Origin of the sequence: Sphingomonas sp. GC_Shp_3 (genome assembly GCF_026540945.1) — a bacterium.
Classification (GTDB): domain Bacteria; phylum Pseudomonadota; class Alphaproteobacteria; order Sphingomonadales; family Sphingomonadaceae; genus Sphingomonas.
In genome coordinates this window covers 426,303-442,966 of record NZ_JALNUT010000001.1, presented here as the reverse complement: position 1 = coordinate 442,966, position 16,664 = coordinate 426,303, and the positions used below count along the sequence as shown (strand labels likewise).

The following is a 16,664-nucleotide window of genomic DNA, read 5'->3' as shown; positions in this document are numbered from 1 at the left end:
TCGTCCTGATTGCGGCAGACTGTGCCGCCCGCCCGTCGCGGTCAAGCGGCGAGGAAGTTGGCGATTTCTGCGCCGAGCTCGGGCTTCATCACCGCGTTCATGTGGTTGCCGGGGATCTCGCGGAAGCTGCCGTTCGGCAGTGCCATCGCCAGTTCCGCGCCGGAACCGTTGTCGTGATCCTCAACACCAGTCAGCACCAGCGTCGGCGTGGCGATACCGGCGATGGTAGCGGGCGGCGTGTCGACGAACGTGTCGAGAATGCGGAGCAGCGCCTGCGGGTCGCCTTTGGTGGTCTTTAGGAACGCCTCCGTCATCCACTCGGTGGTGCCGCGTTCGAAACTGCCAAGATTGGTAAGGACGTTGCGGAAATATCGCCCCCGCCCGTGGGTATCGATGATCCCCTGATAGCCCATGCCCGACAAAACCGCGCGGCGCGGTGTCGCGCCGTTTGCCAGCATCCGCATCACGGTGCGCCCGCCCAGAGAATATCCGGCGAGATCGTAATTGCTTAGCGCCAAATGCTCGACCAGCGCGAAAGCATCGCGCATCAGCACGTCGGGCGGGTAGCTGGCGGCATCGTGCGGCTTGCCGCTGCTGCCGTGCGCGCGCAGATCGGGCATGATGACGCGGAAGCCGCGCGCGGCGATCACCCCGGCGTGGCCGTAGCGGATCCAGTTGGTGAACGCGTCCGAGAAATAGCCGTGGATCAGGACGAGCGGCCTGCCCTCGCCCATCTCGTACCAGGCAATTCGCTTGCCGTCGAAGCTGTCGAAATATTGCGGTTCGAGTCGGTCAGTCGGGGAGCTTGCCAACGGCGTCCATCCAGCGGTTCGAGGTCGAGGGGTTATCCTCGCTCCTTATCCGCGGCAGGGTGTGCGTGTCGATCCATGCTTCGTGCAGACTTTCCGTCGCGAAATTGTGGCGCGGCACGAAGCGACCGGGGTGATCGAAGCTGCCCACCGTAACGTCCATCGTCTCATCGGGCGACACGAACTCGAAGGTCAGCGGGGTGCCGCATTCCCGGCAGAACCCGCGCTGCGCGATCGGTGAGGACCGGTAGCGGTCGGGCGCTTGCGTCGTCCAGGTGAGATCGGCGATCGCCACGCCCTTCAACGCGATCGACACGCCGCCGGTGGCGCACTGGCACATGCGGCAATGGCACAGATACGCGTCGTCGCTATCGATCTGCACCGCATAACGGATGCGACCGCACTGGCAACCGCCGGTCATCATTTCAGGAGGACCGGCGGTCGCCATGACATCAGTCCTTTTGCAGGTGGCGGCGCCCGAGCAACTCGGCGATCTGCACTGCATTAAGCGCCGCACCCTTGCGGAGGTTATCCGACACACACCACAGCGACAGGCCGTTCTCCACCGTAGGATCTTCGCGCACGCGGCTGATGAAGGTGGCATATTCGCCGACGCATTCGACCGGTGTGACGTATCCACCGTCCTCGCGCTTATCCACCAGCATCACGCCGGGGGCTTCGCGCAGGATCTTCTGCGCATCTTCGGCGGAAAGCTCGTTCTCGAACTCGATGTTGATCGCCTCGGAATGGCCGACGAACACCGGCACGCGTACGCAGGTGGCGTGGACCTTGATCTTGGGATCGAGGATCTTCTTGGTCTCGACCACCATCTTCCACTCTTCCTTGGTCGATCCGTCGTCGAGGAAGCTGTCGATGTGTGGGATCACGTTGAAGGCGATCTGCTTCGTGAACTTCTTCGCTTCGGCGCTGTCGCCGACGAAGATGTTGCGGCTCTGCTCGAACAGCTCGTCCATGCCGGCCTTGCCCGCGCCTGACACCGATTGATAGGTCGCGACGATGACGCGCTTGATCTTCGCGGCGTCATGCAGCGGCTTCAAGGCGACGACCATCTGCGCGGTCGAACAGTTCGGGTTGGCGATGATGTTCTTGGCGCGATAGCCCTCGATCGCCTCCGGGTTCACCTCCGGCACGATCAGCGGTACGTCCGGGTCCATCCGGTAATAGGACGAGTTGTCAATCACCGTGCAGCCGGCGGCGGCGAAGCGCGGTGCGTGGATCTTGGTGGCGTCCGAACCGATCGCGAACAGCGCCATGTCCCAGCCGGTCGGATCGAAATGCTCGATGTTCTGGATCTTGAGTTTCTTGCCGGTCTCGCCAAAATCGACCTCGTCACCCTGGCTGCGCGAGGAGGCGACGACGGCGATCTCGTCCGCCGGAAATTCCCGCTCCGCCAGAATGTTCAGCATTTCGCGCCCGACATTGCCAGTGGCCCCTGCGACGACGATCCGATAACCCATGATGTTCTCCAATTCGGGCGCTGCGCGTAGCGAGATTGCGTCGCCACGTCCACCCGCTTTCCTAATCGTGCGTGCGCGCCTGCCATGTTGCATGAGTGATGCCATGCACGTTGGCGAGATGATCGGTGAGCGTATCGAGTTCGGCGGCGTCGACGTTGGTGCTGACCAGCTTGGCGACGATCTCCACCCGGTCCTCGCCGCGCGGGACGATATCGAGTTCCGCTACTGGCAATTGCGCGGTATCGAGATGCTCGGTGAGGAGGTCGCCCATCGGCCCCGCCGCCTCCGGTACGGTGGTGATGGTGACGCTGTACGTGGCCTCGACGCTGCGCCCCTCGATTGGGATGCGGTTGATCGCATCGACCAGCGGCCGCAGCACGGTGTTTACGAGAATGACGCAGACAGTGAGCAACACTGCTTCCGCGATCATGTCGCTACCCGCAATCGAGCCGACGGCGGCCGAGCACCACAGGGTCGCCGCGGTGTTGAGGCCGCGGACGTTCATCCCCTCCTTCATAATGACGCCCGCGCCGAGGAAGCCGATCCCCGACACGACATAGGCGATGATGCGGATCGACTCGACGTCGCCGCCGAGCCGCTGGCCGAGATCGACGAACGCCGCCGATCCCAGCGCCACCAGCGCGTTGGTGCGCAAGCCCGCCGTGCGCTGGCGGTATTGGCGCTCGGCACCGATCAGGGTGCCGAGCACGAAGGCGGTAAGATAACTGACGACCGTGTCCAGAAACGGCCACAGGTGGAAGGTCGTCAGGAAACGCATAGACTTACGGCTTATTCTTCACGTTACGATCTAGGAAGTTGAGGATCGTGTGCCAGAGATGCTCGCTGATCCCCGGACCGCCGACGCGGTGGGTGTAGCCGGGGTAGAACATCATCTCGAACGGGCGATCGTTCTTCTGCATCTCGGCGGCGAACGCGGTCGAGTTCTCGAACACGACGTTGTCGTCGGCCATGCCGTGGATCAGCAGCAGCGGATCGGCGATCTTGGTGGCGTCACCCAAAGCGTCGGACTTGGCGTAGGCGGCGGCATCCTTGGTCGGGCTGCCCATGTAGCGCTCGGTGTAATGGGTGTCGTACAGCTCCCACTTCGTCACCGGCGCCCCGGATACGCCCGCCGCATAGACGCCCTGGTTCGCCTCCAGCATCTTCAGCGTCATGTAACCACCATACGACCAGCCGTAGATCGCCACCTTGTTCGGATCGACGAACGGCTGGCTTTTGATGAACTTCGCACCGGCGAGCTGATCCGCCACCTCGACCGTACCCATCGCGCGATAGATCTGGTCTTCGAACGCCTTGCCGCGATTGTATGACCCGCGATTGTCGATCTGGAAGAAGATATAGCCGTGCTGCACGAGGTACTGCGGCAGCGCCCCCAACCAGTTGTGCATGACCTGCTGCCCGGTGCCGGGGCCGCCGTAATGCTGGAAGAACACCGGGTATTTCTTACCCGGCTCAAGCTTGGGGGTAATCATCTCGTAATACAGCGTGGTGCCGTCATCCGCCTTGATCGTGCCGAACTGCGTGCTCCGGTGCGCGGCGAGATACGGGTAATAGGGGTGGCCCGGCACCACCGCATTCTCGTTGATCCAAGCCACGCGCTTGCCGGCGGTATCGGCGAGGTAGGTCTGCGGCGGCTGGTTCGGGCTGGAACGGGTGACGATGATGCGGCTGGCCGCACCGTCCATCGTCGCAGTGTTCCAATATCCCGCCTCGGTCAGCCTGGTGACGGCGTTGCCGTGCTTCATGTCGAGCGCATAGACGTGCTGTTCGAGCGGGCCGTCCTTGTTGGCGACGAAATACACCTTGCCCGCCGCCTGATCGACCCCGATCAACGATTCCACCACCCAGTCACCATGCGTCAGCGGCGTCCACTTGCCCTTCGCGTAGCGGTAGAGCTGGCGGTAGCCGGTGCGCTCAGACGACCAGATCAGGCTGCCGTCATCGAGCATCCGGTAGGCATCGCTGAGGTTGAGCCAGCTGCGCACGCCCGATTTCTCGGTGAACAGCACCTTCGATGCGCCGGTGGCTGGATCGACGCTGAGCATGTCGAGCGTCTTCTGGTCGCGGCTCTGGCGCTGGACGAGCAAGGCGGAACCGTCCGGCGTCCAGTCGACGCGGGCGAGGTAGATGTCGCGGTTGCTGCCGAGATCGACCTTCACCTGTTTGCCGTCGAGGCCGACCACGTAGAGATCGACCAGCGCGTTGGGCGTGCCCGCCGCCGGATAGCGCTGATCGTAGACCTTGGTGCCGTTCGCGCCGATCGCCGCGCGGGTGACGACGCCGACCGGGGCCTCGTCGAACCGCTCGACCGCGATGCGTTTGTCGTCGGGCGACCACCAATAGCCGGTGAAGCGGTGCATTTCCTCCTGCGCGACGAACTCGGCCTCGCCCCAATGCACGGTCTTGCCGCCATCCTGGGTGAGCGCGCGGGGCGTCCCACCGGCGAGCGGCTGGACGTACAGGTTCTGATCCCGCACGAAGCCGATGAAGCCGCTGTTCGGCGATACGGTGGGGTTGAGCTGGCCGCCCGGCTGGTTGGTCAGCTTGCGCACCGTGCCGTCGAGCGTGGCGAGGTAGAGATCGCCATCGAGCGGCACGAGGATCGACTTGCCGTCGGGCGCCCAGTCATAGGCGACAATGCCCTTGCTGCCGGCGATGCGGGCGCGTTCGCGCTGCATCTTCTCGGTCTCGCTGAGTTCGGCGCCGCTGCCGACCTTGCGCGAATCGACCAGCATTCGCTCCGCGCCGGTGCGAGTGTCGCGCGCCCACAGGTCGAGCCGCTCCTTCTCGTCAGCGCGCGGACGCAGCGAGGTGAGCAACGTGCCATCCGGCGAAAGTTGCAGCGCGCGCGGCTGCGGACCGGCGAGATCGGGGCTGCCGAACATGCGCGACAGGGTGAGCGGCTGCTGCCCCTGCGGCTGGGCCGGCGCGGGCGGGGTCGCCTCAGCGGCCATGAGGGGCGCCGCTGCCGTCATCAACAACAGCCCAGCGATCAAAGCGCTTTTCCGCAAACCACATCTCCGCAACTCTCAGGTGATCGTCGCCCGCGCGAACGGCAGGCGGATGCGGCCTTATCGCGGGCGGCGCGGTGCGCGTAAAGGGGTGGCCTGTTCTACGATCGCCTTCTTTGGCGAAGGTCGGGGGCTAGCTGCAAAGGTTGCGGGCTACCAAGCGCAACGCCAGTTTATCCGCGTTGCACAACTGGGTCCCGGCCTGCGCCGGGGGAAGGCTTGGGACTCCGCCAAGGCAGCCGCCGCCCCTCCAGCAGCGAACGCCACGCCCATTCCACTGGCGCGATATCGAAATGCCGAAGGTAGACGTTCGCCGCCCACAGCAACACCGCATCGACGGCAACCGCAACCAGCATCAGCGGCGCCCAACTCAACTGCCCATAAAGGTTCAGCGCGAACGGCGGAAACAGCACCCAGAGACAGATGATCGTCTGCGCGATGTAGAGCGTCAACGCAGTCCGCCCCGCCGACACGAACGGGCGCAGCAACCGCGCGCCGATCACCGTCATCGTCAGTGCGTTGATCACGCCGAGATGACCGAGCGTCATCGCCAGCCGCCCGACCTCGGCCGTCGCCCAGTCGATTTGTGGCGCCGTATCAAACTGCATGACCTGCCACGCCGCGACCCCGCGCAACGCGATGCCGACCGCATAGCCGATCGCCGCCATGCCGAGGTAAAAACCGCGCGACCGCCCGCCCTGCAACACGCCGAGCTTGAACAGCCCCGCGCCGATCAGCATCGTCGAGGCGGCTTCCCACACATAGAGGACCTCAAGACCATAGCCCTCGATCACCATGAAGGTGCGCCATTGCGCCTGTGCCCATGTGAGAGGGGTACCACGCCGGTCTCGATCCTCCCGCGTGACGAGCGCCGCCATCTCCCGCGTGATGGCAGTCTTGCGCGCGCGCGCCGTCGCCGCATCGGCGATTATCTGCCGGTCGTCGCCGCTCAGCGGCAAGCCGGCACGCTGTTCGACCACGACTCCGGCAAGCGCCGCGTTACGCCGCGTGGCGACACTGAAGTCCGATACGCCGCTAATGAAGGTGAACACCGCCATGTTCAGTCCCACCACCACCAGCCACTTGCCCGGCAGTTGGACGAACAGAAACGCGATCAGCGCGGCGATCCCGTATGTGTGGAGGATATCGCCCGGCCATAACAGCACGAACACATGGACCAGGCCGAACGCCAGCAAGATCATGTTGCGCAGGTAATAGCGGCCAAGCACCTGATACTGCCCCGCTGCTTCGGCCGCACGATTGGTGAGGATCACCATACCCGCGCCGAACAGCATCTCCAGCAGGCAGCGTGTGGTGCCGTTGGCGAACACCTCACGGACAATCCATGCGATCCGGTCCACCGCGCTCCAGCCGAGGTGTCGGATATCGTTGTACGAGGCGAATACCGACTGGCCCATGTCGTTGATGTTCATAAACAGGATGCCGAGGATCGCGACACCGCGCAGGATGTCCAGCACCGCGATACGGGGCGCGCCGTCCGGCTCGACGGCGGTCGTCATCGCTATGTCGCTCATCCGGTCCCTACTCTTCGCAGGCGGTGCCGTAGACCGGCCGCATGTGTGTTGCAAACATAATACGCATTACTGGGTCAGCCCGGCAGATAGCCGAGGTGTTCGGCCAGAATGCCGGTGCCGATCAGCACCAAAGCCACCCCGCCGAGCAGCTCCGCGATCGCGCCGAAGCGACCGCCCACCGCCCGGCCGATCAGCAGGCCGATCGTGGCCATTGCAAACGTCGACAGTCCGATCGAGGCGGAGACGACCAGGATCGGCACGTCGAGCAACGCCAGCGACACCCCCACCGCTGCTGCATCGATGCTGGTACCGACTGCGGTGAAGATGAGCGACCAGATGCCATTGCCCTCGGTCCCGGTCTCGTTCCGCTCGCCGTCGCGGCGGATCGCCTCCCAGATCATCTTGCCGCCCACTGCGGCCAGCAGCACGAACGCGATCCAGTGATCGATCGAGGCGACATAGGCACTGGCGGCGACACCCACGGCCCAGCCGACCAGCGGCGTCACTCCCTCGATCATGCCGAACACCATGCCGCTGCGCAGCGCGCCCGCAATGCTCGGGCGGCGCGCGGCACCGCGCCCGATCGCGGCGGCGAACGCATCGGCGGACATGCTTAACGACAGGATGGCGATGGAGACGGGGCTCATAGCGAAACTCACCGGACGCGCGACAGCACGCCCCATACCGGCCGGTGCGGTGTGAAGCGTGCTGGTCTCGCAAGGCGGTATGCTCCGCTGGCCGTGCCATGCGCCACGCAGGCGCAAGTATGTTGACACGTCCCCGGCGTGGGCGGCCGGATGCTACTCCCCAACTGCGGCGCGGGGTATCAGCGCGCCGCCTCCGTAACAACAAAAAAGGGCACCGGAACCTTCGTCCCAGCGCCCTTTTCGTAACGCCTCGCGGGCGTTCGCGGCTTATTCGGCCGCGACGGTGCCCTTGGCCGGACGGTTGTCGCGGCGCTCGGCGATACGTGCCGACTTGCCGGTGCGGCCACGCAGGTAATACAGCTTGGCACGACGCACCGCGCCCTTGCGAACGACTTCGATGCTGTCGATGTTCGGCGAATACAGCGGGAACACGCGCTCCACGCCCTCGCCGAAGCTGATTTTCCGCACGGTGAAGTTCGAGCCCATGCCCTTGTTCGAACGCGCGATGCACACGCCTTCGTAGTTCTGAACGCGGGTACGGTCGCCTTCGACCACCTTCACGCCGACCTTGAGCGTGTCGCCCGGGCGGAATTCAGGGATCTTCTTGGCTTCGAGGAACTTCGCGATGTTCTCGGCTTCGATCGTCTGGATGAGATTCATCTCATTCGTCCTTCATCAGTCGCCGCGCGCCAGAGGGAGACTGGACCCGAACGCCGTCGTAGCGTTCCCAAAGGTCCGGCCTCCGTAGCCGTGTCTCGGTCTCGGCCATGTGCTTTCGCCAGGCCGCGATCCTCGCATGATCCCCCGATCGCAGCACTTCGGGGATCGTGCGCCCTTCCCATTGCTGAGGTCGGGTATATTGCGGGTATTCGAGAAGGCCGCTTTCGAAGCTCTCGTCATCCCCGCTGGAAGCCGCGCCCATTACGCCGGGGAGCAGCCGAATGCAAGCGTCGAGCAGCACCAACGCCCCCATCTCGCCGCCCGACAGGACATAGTCGCCGATCGACACTTCCTCGATCGCACGAGCGGCGAAGATGCGCTCGTCGAACCCCTCGAACCGGCCGCACAGGATGGTGACGCCGGGGCCGGCAGCGAGCTCGCGTACTCGCGGTTGGCCGAGCGGCTTCCCGCGCGGAGTCATCGCGATCAGCGGCGCATCGGTGGCGACGCTGTCGATCGCGGCGGCAAGAACATCGGCGCGCAGCACCATCCCCGCCCCGCCCCCGGCCGGCGTATCATCGACAGTGCGATGCCGGTCGGTCGCGAAGTCGCGGATGTTGCGTGCATCAAGGCTCCACCGCCCCTCTGCCAGCGCGCGCCCGGCGAGCGAAAACCCAAGCGGACCGGGGAACATGTCCGGGTATAACGTGAGGATGGTCGCGGCGAAGGTCATGCCTGTCGGTTCAGACCACGAATGCGGCGTCAATCACCAGCCGCTCCGCGTCCCATTCGGGCACGGCGTCGGCGTTCATCGGCACCATGAAACGGGCGCCAGGTTTGTCGTCCACCGCAGGGCGCTCAACCTCGATCACGTCGCCTGCGCCAAAGTCTTCGACGCTGACGACATGGCCGAGCGCTTCGCCCGTGGTGGATACCGCCGACAGGCCGACCAGATCGGCGTGGTAATATTCGCCCGGCTCAAGCGGCGGCAAGGCGGAACGCGGCACGGTCAACTCCGTGCCACGCAGCGCTTCCGCCGCGTTGCGATCGGTCACTTCAGCGAAGCGCGCGATCGTGCCGTTGCTGCCGGGGCGCGCCGACTTGAGTGTCAACGCAATCCCGGTGCTGGCGCCGAGCGTCTTGTAGCGGCCAAGGTCCTCGGTGAAGACCTTGAGCCGCACTTCGCCCGTCACGCCATGCGCGCCGATGATGACGGCCAGCGTGACCGGGCGATCTACCGACATTATGCTTCAGCCGAAGCCTCTTCAGCGGCAGGCGCTTCCTCGGCCGGTGCGGCTGCTGCTGCCTTGGCGGCTTCCTCGGCCTCGGCGAGCTTGGTGGCACGCTCCTCGGCGCGCTCGGTGGCCTTCTCGCCCGGCTTGCCCTTGTTCGGGTTGTTGCGTGCCGGACGCTCCTTGACGCCGGTCACGTCGAGGAAGCGGGCGACGCGGTCGGTCGGCTGCGCGCCGTTGCCGAGCCAGTACTTCGCACGCTCGGTGTCGAGGATGATGCGCTTCTCGTCGTCCTTGGCGAGCAGCGGGTTGTAGGTGCCGATCTTCTCGATGAACTTGCCGTCGCGCGGGCTGCGCGCATCGGCAACAACGATGCGGTAGTACGGACGCTTCTTGGAGCCGCCACGCGACAGACGAATGCTGATTGCCATTACGATAGTTCCTTCTTCTTCAATTGGAAAGGTAATATTCTGTGATTATTTCTTGCGATTCATGAGGTTCTCGAACCCCGGCGGCAGCTTGGCCTGACCGCCGCCCAAGCCCGGCAGGCCGCCGCTGTTGCCGCCGATCAGGCTGCCGATATCGGGCGCGCCGGCACCGCCGAGGCCACCCATGCCGCCACCACCAAGACCACCCTTGCCGAACATCGCCGCCATGCCCTTCAACCCGCCCATCTTGCGGATCTTCTTCATGGCGTTCGCCATTTCCTGGTGCATCTTCAGGAGCTTGTTGACGTCCTGCACGGTGGTGCCGGACCCTTTGGCGACGCGGATCTTGCGTTTGGCGTTGAGCAGTTCGGGCTTGGCGCGCTCCTTGGCGGTCATCGAGCCGATCATCGCGTCCATCTGGATCAGCACCTTATCGCCGCCGACCTGCTCGACCGCCCCCTGCGCCTTCTTGAGGCCGGGCAGCATCCCCGCGAGCGCGCCGAGGCCGCCCATCTTGCGCATCTGCTGAAGCTGCGCGCGCAGATCGTTGAGATCGAACTGGCCCTTGGCGAGCCGCGCCGCGATCTTCTCGGCATCTTCCTGCTGGATCGTCTCCGCGGCGCGCTCGACCAGGCTGACAACGTCGCCCATGCCAAGGATGCGGCCGGCGACACGGCTCGGGTGGAACGGCTCGAGCGCGTCCATCTTCTCGCCGGTGCCGGCGAACTTGATCGGCTTGCCGGTGACCGCGCGCATCGACAGCGCCGCACCACCGCGCGCATCGCCGTCCATGCGGGTCAGCACCACGCCGGTCAGCGGAACTTGGCTCGAGAAGCTGGTGGCGACGTTGACCGCGTCCTGACCCGTCAGCGCATCGACGACGAGCAGGATCTCCGCCGGCTTCGCCACATCGGCGACGGCACGCATCTCGTCCATCAGCGCCTGATCGACATGAAGACGACCCGCCGTATCGAGCATCAGCACGTCATAGCCTTGCAGCTTGGCAGCCTGCATGGCGCGGCGCGCGATATCAACAGGCTGCTGGCCCGGCACGATCGGCAGCGTCGCCACCTCGGTTTGCGTGCCCAGCGTGGCGAGCTGTTCCTGCGCGTTCGGGCGGTTGACGTCGAGCGACGCCATCAACACCTTCTTGCGCTCGCGACCGGCCTGCCCGTTAGACAGGCGCCGCGCGATCTTGGCGGTGGTGGTGGTCTTGCCCGAGCCCTGCAGGCCCACCATCATGATGACGGCAGGCGGCGAGACGTTGATCTCGAGTTCGGCGGCGTTGCCGCCCTCCGCGCCGCCGAGCATCTCGACCAGCGCGTCATTGACGATCTTGACGACCTGCTGCCCCGGCGTGACCGAGCGCAACACGTTCTGGCCGACCGCAAGCTCGGTCGCCTTGTCGACGAACTCGCGCGCCACCGGCAGCGCGACGTCGGCTTCGAGCAGTGCGACGCGCACTTCACGCATCGCCGCACGCACGTCCGCCTCGGTCAGCGCACCACGGCCGCGCAACCGATCGAACACACCGCCAAGACGATCGCTGAGACTGTCGAACATCGATAAACCTTCCGCTTTGAACGCCTACCCGCCGGAAAACGCAAAAGACGCCGGCGGACGAAACCTCGTCGGCCGGCGTTACCCCATGGGGCGAGCCTTTCACGAATCCCCGCAAGGAAACGAACAGCCGTTCCCTTAACGGCTCCGTGTCCCTCCGGCAAGCCGCTAGCGCTTAACCTGAAATACACTGCTCGCTGGCATGAACCGGTGGCGGAGATTTCAGGAAAAAGTAATGGGATTGGAACACGGCGAGGAAGGCGCAGGCCACAAGGCGATGCCTCGTCGCAAGCTTTGGATCGACGCGATCACCGTGTCGGCGATCATACTGTTCGTCGGTATCGGCAGCGCGGTGCTCTCGAAGGTGCTTAGCGCTTATGTGTCGGGCGGGTCGCAGATCGATCGAACGCTTGTCATCGCGCTGTTGCTGAATGTCGCATTGATCCTGTTCGGCTGGCGACGCCAGCGAGACTTGTCCACCGAAGTCGCCGTTCACACCGCGGCCGAGCAACGTGCCCACCTGCTCGCCGCGCGCGATCCGCTGACCGGATTTCTGAACCGTCGAAGTCTGGCCGAGGACGGCGGTACCATGCTTGTCAACGCCGCCCGCCGCTACAAGGCGGTGGCGCTCGTGATGATCGATCTCGATCATTTCAAGGAGATCAACGACATGCACGGACACGCCGTCGGCGATGCGCTGCTGCGACAGGTCGCTGGCGCGATCGCCGAGGTCCTCCCGACAGGCGCATTGTCGGCGCGGATCGGCGGGGATGAATTCGCCTGCACTTTCCTGTTCGACTCAACCCACCCCGGGCCTGTCGAGCGCGTGGCCGATCGTATCATCAGCAAACTCGCGCAGCCTTTCAGATGCGAGGAACTGCTGCTCAACATCAGTGCTTCGGTAGGGATCGCGCGTTCAGATCATGGTTGCGCAAGCATCGATGCGTTGCTCCGCAATGCCGACAGCGCGCTCTATGCCGCGAAGAACGCCGGCAGAAACCGCTTCGCCTGGTTCGATCGCTCGATGGAGCGCGAGCAGGAGGCGCGCATCGCGCTGGAAACGAGCCTGCGCGAAGCGATCCAGCGGCAGGAGATCGCACCGTATTTCGAGCAGCAGATCGATCTGATGACTGGAAAGTTGTGCGGCTTCGAGGTGCTCGCGCGCTGGGAGCAGCCCAACGGCTCGATCATCGTTCCGGCGATGTTCGTGCCGATCGCGGAACGCACCGGCATGATCGCCGATCTTTCGCTGTCGGTAATGCGGCAGGCATTCCTCGCCGCGCGCGATTGGGACCCGACGCTGACGCTTTCGATAAATCTCGGGCCGCGCCAGCTCAAGGACGCATGGCTCGCACAGAAGATCATCAAGGTACTGACGGAGACGGCTTTTCCGGCAAATCGGCTTGAGGTGGAGGTAACGGAGGCTGCGCTGTTCGACAATCTGCCGCTGGTGCAGTCGATCCTCACCAGCCTGAACAATCAGGGTGTGAGGCTGGTGCTCGACGAGTTCGGCAGCGGCTTCTCCAGCCTTGCGCATCTGCGGGCCGCCGCTTTTGACCGGATCAAGATCAACCACGACTTCATCGGCGCCATGGCCGACGATCCGGACCGTGCGGTCACGGTCAACGCCGTCGCTAGGCTTGGAGAATGTTTTAATCTGCCGATCACCGCCGTCGGCATCGAAAATGCTGCCGCTGAGGAGCGGCTGCGCCTACTCGGCTGCGCGCGCGGTCAGGGGTATTTTTATGCCCAACCGGCGAACACTGCGAACACGCGCCGCCTTCTTGCGCAGCGCGGACTGTTGCGTCAGCCCGCTCAGCCGATTGGACACAACCGGCGTAGCCTTGGCTAGATGGACATGCGTGCCCGTGATCCCTAGATCACCCGCATGAACGACCGCCCCGGCCACGCTGATGGCTGATCCCCATGTCATCAGTCTCGGCTGTCGGCTCAACATCGCCGAGAGCGAGACGATTCGTACGCTTCTGGCCGGGCAGGACCTGGTGGTAGTGAACAGTTGCGCCGTCACCAACACCGCCGTCGCGGAAACGCGCGCTGCGATCCGCCGCGCGCGCCGCGAGCGGCCGGGTGCGGAGATCGTCGTGACCGGATGCGCCGCGCAGATCGACCCGGCCGGGTTTGCCGCGATGGCCGAGGTGGACCGGGTGATCGGCAACGCCGAGAAGCTGACCTCGTCAGCCTGGGCAGCCGCCGCGCCCGTCATCGTCGGCGACATCATGCAGGTACGCGAGACGGCGCCGCATCTCGCCAGCGCCTTCGCCGCACACGCCCGCGCGTTCGTGGAGGTGCAGAACGGCTGCGACCACCGCTGCACCTTCTGTGCGATCCCGTTCGGGCGCGGCAACAGCCGCTCGGTGCCGGCAGGCGGCGTGATCGACCGGATCGCCGCGCTGGTCGATGCCGGCTATCGCGAGGTGGTGCTGACCGGGGTCGATCTCACCAGTTATGGCCCGGATCTGCCGGGTGCGCCATCGCTGGGCATGCTGGTCGAGCGGATCCTCGCATACGTGCCGGGGCTAGCGCGACTGCGGCTGTCGTCACTCGATTCAGTGGAGATCGACGATCTGCTGTTCGAGTTGATCGCCTATGAGCCGCGCGTGATGCCGCATGTCCATTTGTCGTTTCAGGCTGGCGACGACATGATCCTCAAGCGCATGAAACGCCGCCATAGCCGCGCGCAGGCGGTGGCGCTGGTCGCGCGATTGAAGGCGGCGCGCCCGGAGATCGCGATCGGCGCCGACCTGATCGCCGGCTTCCCCACGGAAGACGATGCGATGTTCGCCAATACGCGTGCGCTGATCGAGGATTGCGATATCGTCCATGCGCACATCTTCCCCTACTCCCCGCGCACCGGCACCCCGGCGGCGCGGATGCCGCAGGTGCCGGTCGCGATCGCCAAAGCACGCGCGGCGGAGCTTCGCGCTGCGGCGGCAGCCCGCAAGGCGGCGTGGCTGCGCGGTCTGATCGGCACGACGCAGGACGTGCTGGTCGAGCGGCCGGGCGATCGTGGCCACGCCGGCAACTTCGCCGAGGTGCGGATACCCCCGACGGACGTCGGCAGCGTCGCACGCGTGATGATCGACCGTGTAGACGACTCCACCCTTATCGCATCCCCGGCGCAGGTCGGGGTCCGGTCGGGGGACGCCCCTGACCAAGCGCCGCGCTCGGTTACCTCCACCTCCGCAACTGTATCCCGGTCTGCGCCGGGGACGGTACAGAAAGACGTTTTCGCATGAGCACCACTCCCGGCTGGCACGAGCGCCTGCTCGGCGGCTTCAAACGCACCTCTGATCGGTTGATCGGCAATCTCGTCGGCCTCGGCACCGCACCGCTCGACAACGAGACGCTCGACGAGATCGAGGAAGCGCTGATCGCCTCCGATCTCGGCCCGCAGACCGCCGCGCGCATCCGCGACCGGCTGTCCGCGGGCATCTACGAGCGCGACATGGAGGATCTCGGCATCCGCCTGACCGTCGCAGAGGAAATCGAGAAGGTGCTCGAAACGGTCGCCAAACCGCTAGAGATCGAGGCGTTTCCGCGTCCGCAGGTGATCCTCGTCATCGGCGTCAACGGCTCGGGCAAGACCACCACCATCGCCAAGCTCGCGCACTGGCTGAAGGAGCAGGATTACGCGGTGATGCTGGCGGCGGGCGACACGTTCCGCGCCGCCGCGATCGGTCAGCTTGCCACCTGGGCCGAGCGCGCCGGCGTGCCGCTGGTGCGCGGCAAGGAAGGCGGCGACGCCGCCGGCATCGTCTACGAGGCGGTGAAGCAGGCGACCGAGATCGGCACCGACGTGCTGATCGTCGACACGGCCGGCCGCCTCCAGAACAAGCGCGAGCTGATGGACGAACTGTCCAAGATCCGCCGCGTACTGGGGCGGCTAAACCCCGCCGCGCCGCATGACGTGGTGCTGGTGCTCGACGCCACCACCGGCCAGAATGCGCTCAGCCAAATCGAGGTGTTCAAGGAGATGGCAGGTGTCACCGGCCTCGTCATGACCAAGCTCGACGGCTCGGCGCGCGGCGGCATCCTGGTGGCGGCGGCGGAAAAATACGGCCTGCCGATCCATGCGATCGGCGTCGGTGAAGGTATGGGCGATCTGCGCCCATTCGACCCTAACGAAGTGTCGCGTATTATTGCCGGTGTCGATGGAGTACGCACCCGTGGCTGAGTATCCCTTTACCAGACATACCTCAGCGCCCGTCAACGCGCCGATGCTGCGCATGGCGGTGGATTACGGCCCGCTCGCGGTGTTCTTCGCGGTCAATTTCCTCGCGCCCGGCCCGGTGGTCGCCAAGGCAATCGCGGCGACGATCGCCTTTATGATCGCCGAGGTGGCCGCGCTGATATTCTCGCAGATCAAGCTCGGCTCGATCTCGCCGATGCTGTGGATCACCGGCGCGCTGGTGCTCGTGTTCGGCGGGCTGACGATCTATTTCCACGATCAGCAGTTCATCCAGATGAAGCCGACGTTCGTCTACGCGCTGTTCGGCGGCATCCTGCTGTTCGGCTGGATGACCGGGCGACCGCTGCTCCAGCAGTTGCTCGAAACCGCCTACCCCGGGCTGGATGCGGCAGGCTGGCGCAAGCTGACGCGTAACTGGGCGGTGTTCTTCATCCTGATGGCGATCGCCAACGAAGCGGTGTGGCGCGGTACGCTCGCCGCCTGGGGCAAGGACGCCGGCTGGAACGCGTGGGTTTGGTACAAGATGCCTGGCTGCGTCATCATCACGCTGCTGTTCGCGGTCGCCAACGTGCCGATGCTGATGAAGCACGGTTTGACGCTGAGCGATGACAAGCCGCCGATACCGCCCGAGGGTTAAGCTTCGCTGCGTTAATCTCGCGCAATAAGCGGCAGGAACTTCGCATAGCCCTTGCCATGAAGCGCGGCGACCGCCTGACCAAGGCAAGCCGCAGGCGCGCCGCGTTCCGCCACAACGAGGAACGACTGGCTACGTCCGATCGGGCCTAGCGCTCCGGCCTGATCGGCGGACACTCGCTTGCCCTTGCGCGCCGCCCAGCAATCGCCATCGTCGGTGCCACCAACCGCAATCGCGATCCCGCGCGACGACCGCGTGTTCATTGACGAGGATAGCGCAGGAAAGGTGGCAGCCTCTACCCGCTGCGCTTCGCCAGCGCGAAACGCTTCATCGGCGTCGGTACGTTGCTGCGCGGCGACCGGAACAGCGCAACCGGTCATCGCAAGTGCGAACAGTCCATAGCGAAACATAGCCACTCTCCTGACGATGGTGACGATGT

Annotated in this window: 17 protein-coding genes; 4 read left to right on the top strand and 13 right to left on the bottom strand. The window is 65.0% G+C overall.

Features of this window, described 5'->3' with window-relative positions; translation table 11 throughout:
• Positions 1-41: 41 nt before the first annotated feature.
• The 12 genes from OXR00_RS02210 to ffh all read right to left on the bottom strand — a co-directional run bounded on the left by OXR00_RS02210 (position 42) and on the right by ffh (position 11,384).
• A complete protein-coding gene (locus OXR00_RS02210) occupies positions 42-812 on the bottom strand; it encodes an alpha/beta fold hydrolase (protein ID WP_267386402.1) in 771 nt (256 codons plus the stop codon).
• Positions 793-1,257: a GFA family protein gene (locus OXR00_RS02205; RefSeq protein WP_267386401.1), complete on the bottom strand. Its 465-nt coding sequence runs from the start codon at positions 1,255-1,257 to the stop codon at positions 793-795. Before OXR00_RS02205 ends, OXR00_RS02210 begins: the two co-directional genes overlap by 20 nt.
• Before the next feature lie 4 nt (positions 1,258-1,261).
• Complete coding sequence (locus OXR00_RS02200) at positions 1,262-2,287, bottom strand: aspartate-semialdehyde dehydrogenase (protein WP_267386400.1); 1,026 nt, start codon at positions 2,285-2,287, stop codon at positions 1,262-1,264.
• A gap of 61 nt (positions 2,288-2,348) precedes the next feature.
• Positions 2,349-3,065, bottom strand: a complete 717-nt coding sequence (locus tag OXR00_RS02195) for an MgtC/SapB family protein (protein ID WP_267386399.1) — start codon at positions 3,063-3,065, stop codon at positions 2,349-2,351.
• Positions 3,066-3,069: 4 nt separating this feature from the next.
• Positions 3,070-5,262, bottom strand: a complete 2,193-nt coding sequence (locus OXR00_RS02190; RefSeq protein ID WP_267386397.1) for a S9 family peptidase — start codon at positions 5,260-5,262, stop codon at positions 3,070-3,072.
• 230 nt (positions 5,263-5,492) lie between these two features.
• A complete protein-coding gene (locus tag OXR00_RS02185; protein WP_267386395.1) occupies positions 5,493-6,839 on the bottom strand; it encodes a DUF418 domain-containing protein in 1,347 nt (448 codons plus the stop codon).
• An 89-nt stretch (positions 6,840-6,928) separates the two neighbouring features.
• Positions 6,929-7,501: a manganese efflux pump MntP family protein gene (locus OXR00_RS02180; protein ID WP_267386393.1), complete on the bottom strand. Its 573-nt coding sequence runs from the start codon at positions 7,499-7,501 to the stop codon at positions 6,929-6,931.
• A 267-nt stretch (positions 7,502-7,768) separates the two neighbouring features.
• Positions 7,769-8,161 (bottom strand): 50S ribosomal protein L19, encoded by a 393-nt coding sequence (gene rplS / locus OXR00_RS02175; RefSeq protein ID WP_242146275.1) that lies wholly within the window; start codon positions 8,159-8,161, stop codon positions 7,769-7,771.
• Position 8,162: 1 nt separating this feature from the next.
• The gene (gene trmD / locus OXR00_RS02170) at positions 8,163-8,894 is read right to left on the bottom strand and encodes a tRNA (guanosine(37)-N1)-methyltransferase TrmD (RefSeq protein ID WP_267386391.1); all 732 of its coding nucleotides are present in this window, start codon (positions 8,892-8,894) and stop codon (positions 8,163-8,165) included.
• Between the two features lie 10 nt (positions 8,895-8,904).
• Positions 8,905-9,405 carry a ribosome maturation factor RimM gene (rimM, locus tag OXR00_RS02165; protein ID WP_267386389.1) on the bottom strand — a complete coding sequence of 167 codons (501 nt, stop codon included), beginning with the start codon at positions 9,403-9,405 and terminating at the stop codon, positions 8,905-8,907.
• Complete coding sequence (gene rpsP, locus OXR00_RS02160; protein WP_242146272.1) at positions 9,405-9,824, bottom strand: 30S ribosomal protein S16; 420 nt, start codon at positions 9,822-9,824, stop codon at positions 9,405-9,407. The genes rimM and rpsP overlap by 1 nt, the downstream gene beginning before the upstream one ends.
• A gap of 45 nt (positions 9,825-9,869) precedes the next feature.
• Complete coding sequence (gene ffh, locus OXR00_RS02155; protein ID WP_242146271.1) at positions 9,870-11,384, bottom strand: signal recognition particle protein; 1,515 nt, start codon at positions 11,382-11,384, stop codon at positions 9,870-9,872.
• A 232-nt stretch (positions 11,385-11,616) separates the two neighbouring features.
• Between ffh and OXR00_RS02150 the strand changes: the two genes are divergently transcribed.
• From OXR00_RS02150 to OXR00_RS02135, 4 genes are all read left to right on the top strand, one after another.
• Entirely contained in the window at positions 11,617-13,233 is a 1,617-nt protein-coding gene (locus OXR00_RS02150; protein WP_267386386.1) for an EAL domain-containing protein, read from the top strand.
• Positions 13,234-13,294: 61 nt separating this feature from the next.
• Positions 13,295-14,638, top strand: a complete 1,344-nt coding sequence (gene mtaB / locus OXR00_RS02145) for a tRNA (N(6)-L-threonylcarbamoyladenosine(37)-C(2))-methylthiotransferase MtaB (protein ID WP_267386384.1) — start codon at positions 13,295-13,297, stop codon at positions 14,636-14,638.
• A complete protein-coding gene (gene ftsY / locus OXR00_RS02140) occupies positions 14,635-15,576 on the top strand; it encodes a signal recognition particle-docking protein FtsY (RefSeq protein ID WP_267386383.1) in 942 nt (313 codons plus the stop codon). Before mtaB ends, ftsY begins: the two co-directional genes overlap by 4 nt.
• Positions 15,569-16,228 (top strand): inner membrane-spanning protein YciB, encoded by a 660-nt coding sequence (locus OXR00_RS02135; protein WP_346731974.1) that lies wholly within the window; start codon positions 15,569-15,571, stop codon positions 16,226-16,228. The genes ftsY and OXR00_RS02135 overlap by 8 nt, the downstream gene beginning before the upstream one ends.
• Positions 16,229-16,239: 11 nt before the next feature.
• Here OXR00_RS02135 and OXR00_RS02130 read toward each other — a convergent pair whose 3' ends face one another.
• Positions 16,240-16,635, bottom strand: a complete 396-nt coding sequence (locus tag OXR00_RS02130) for a hypothetical protein (RefSeq protein ID WP_267386381.1) — start codon at positions 16,633-16,635, stop codon at positions 16,240-16,242.
• Positions 16,636-16,664: the final 29 nt, after the last annotated feature.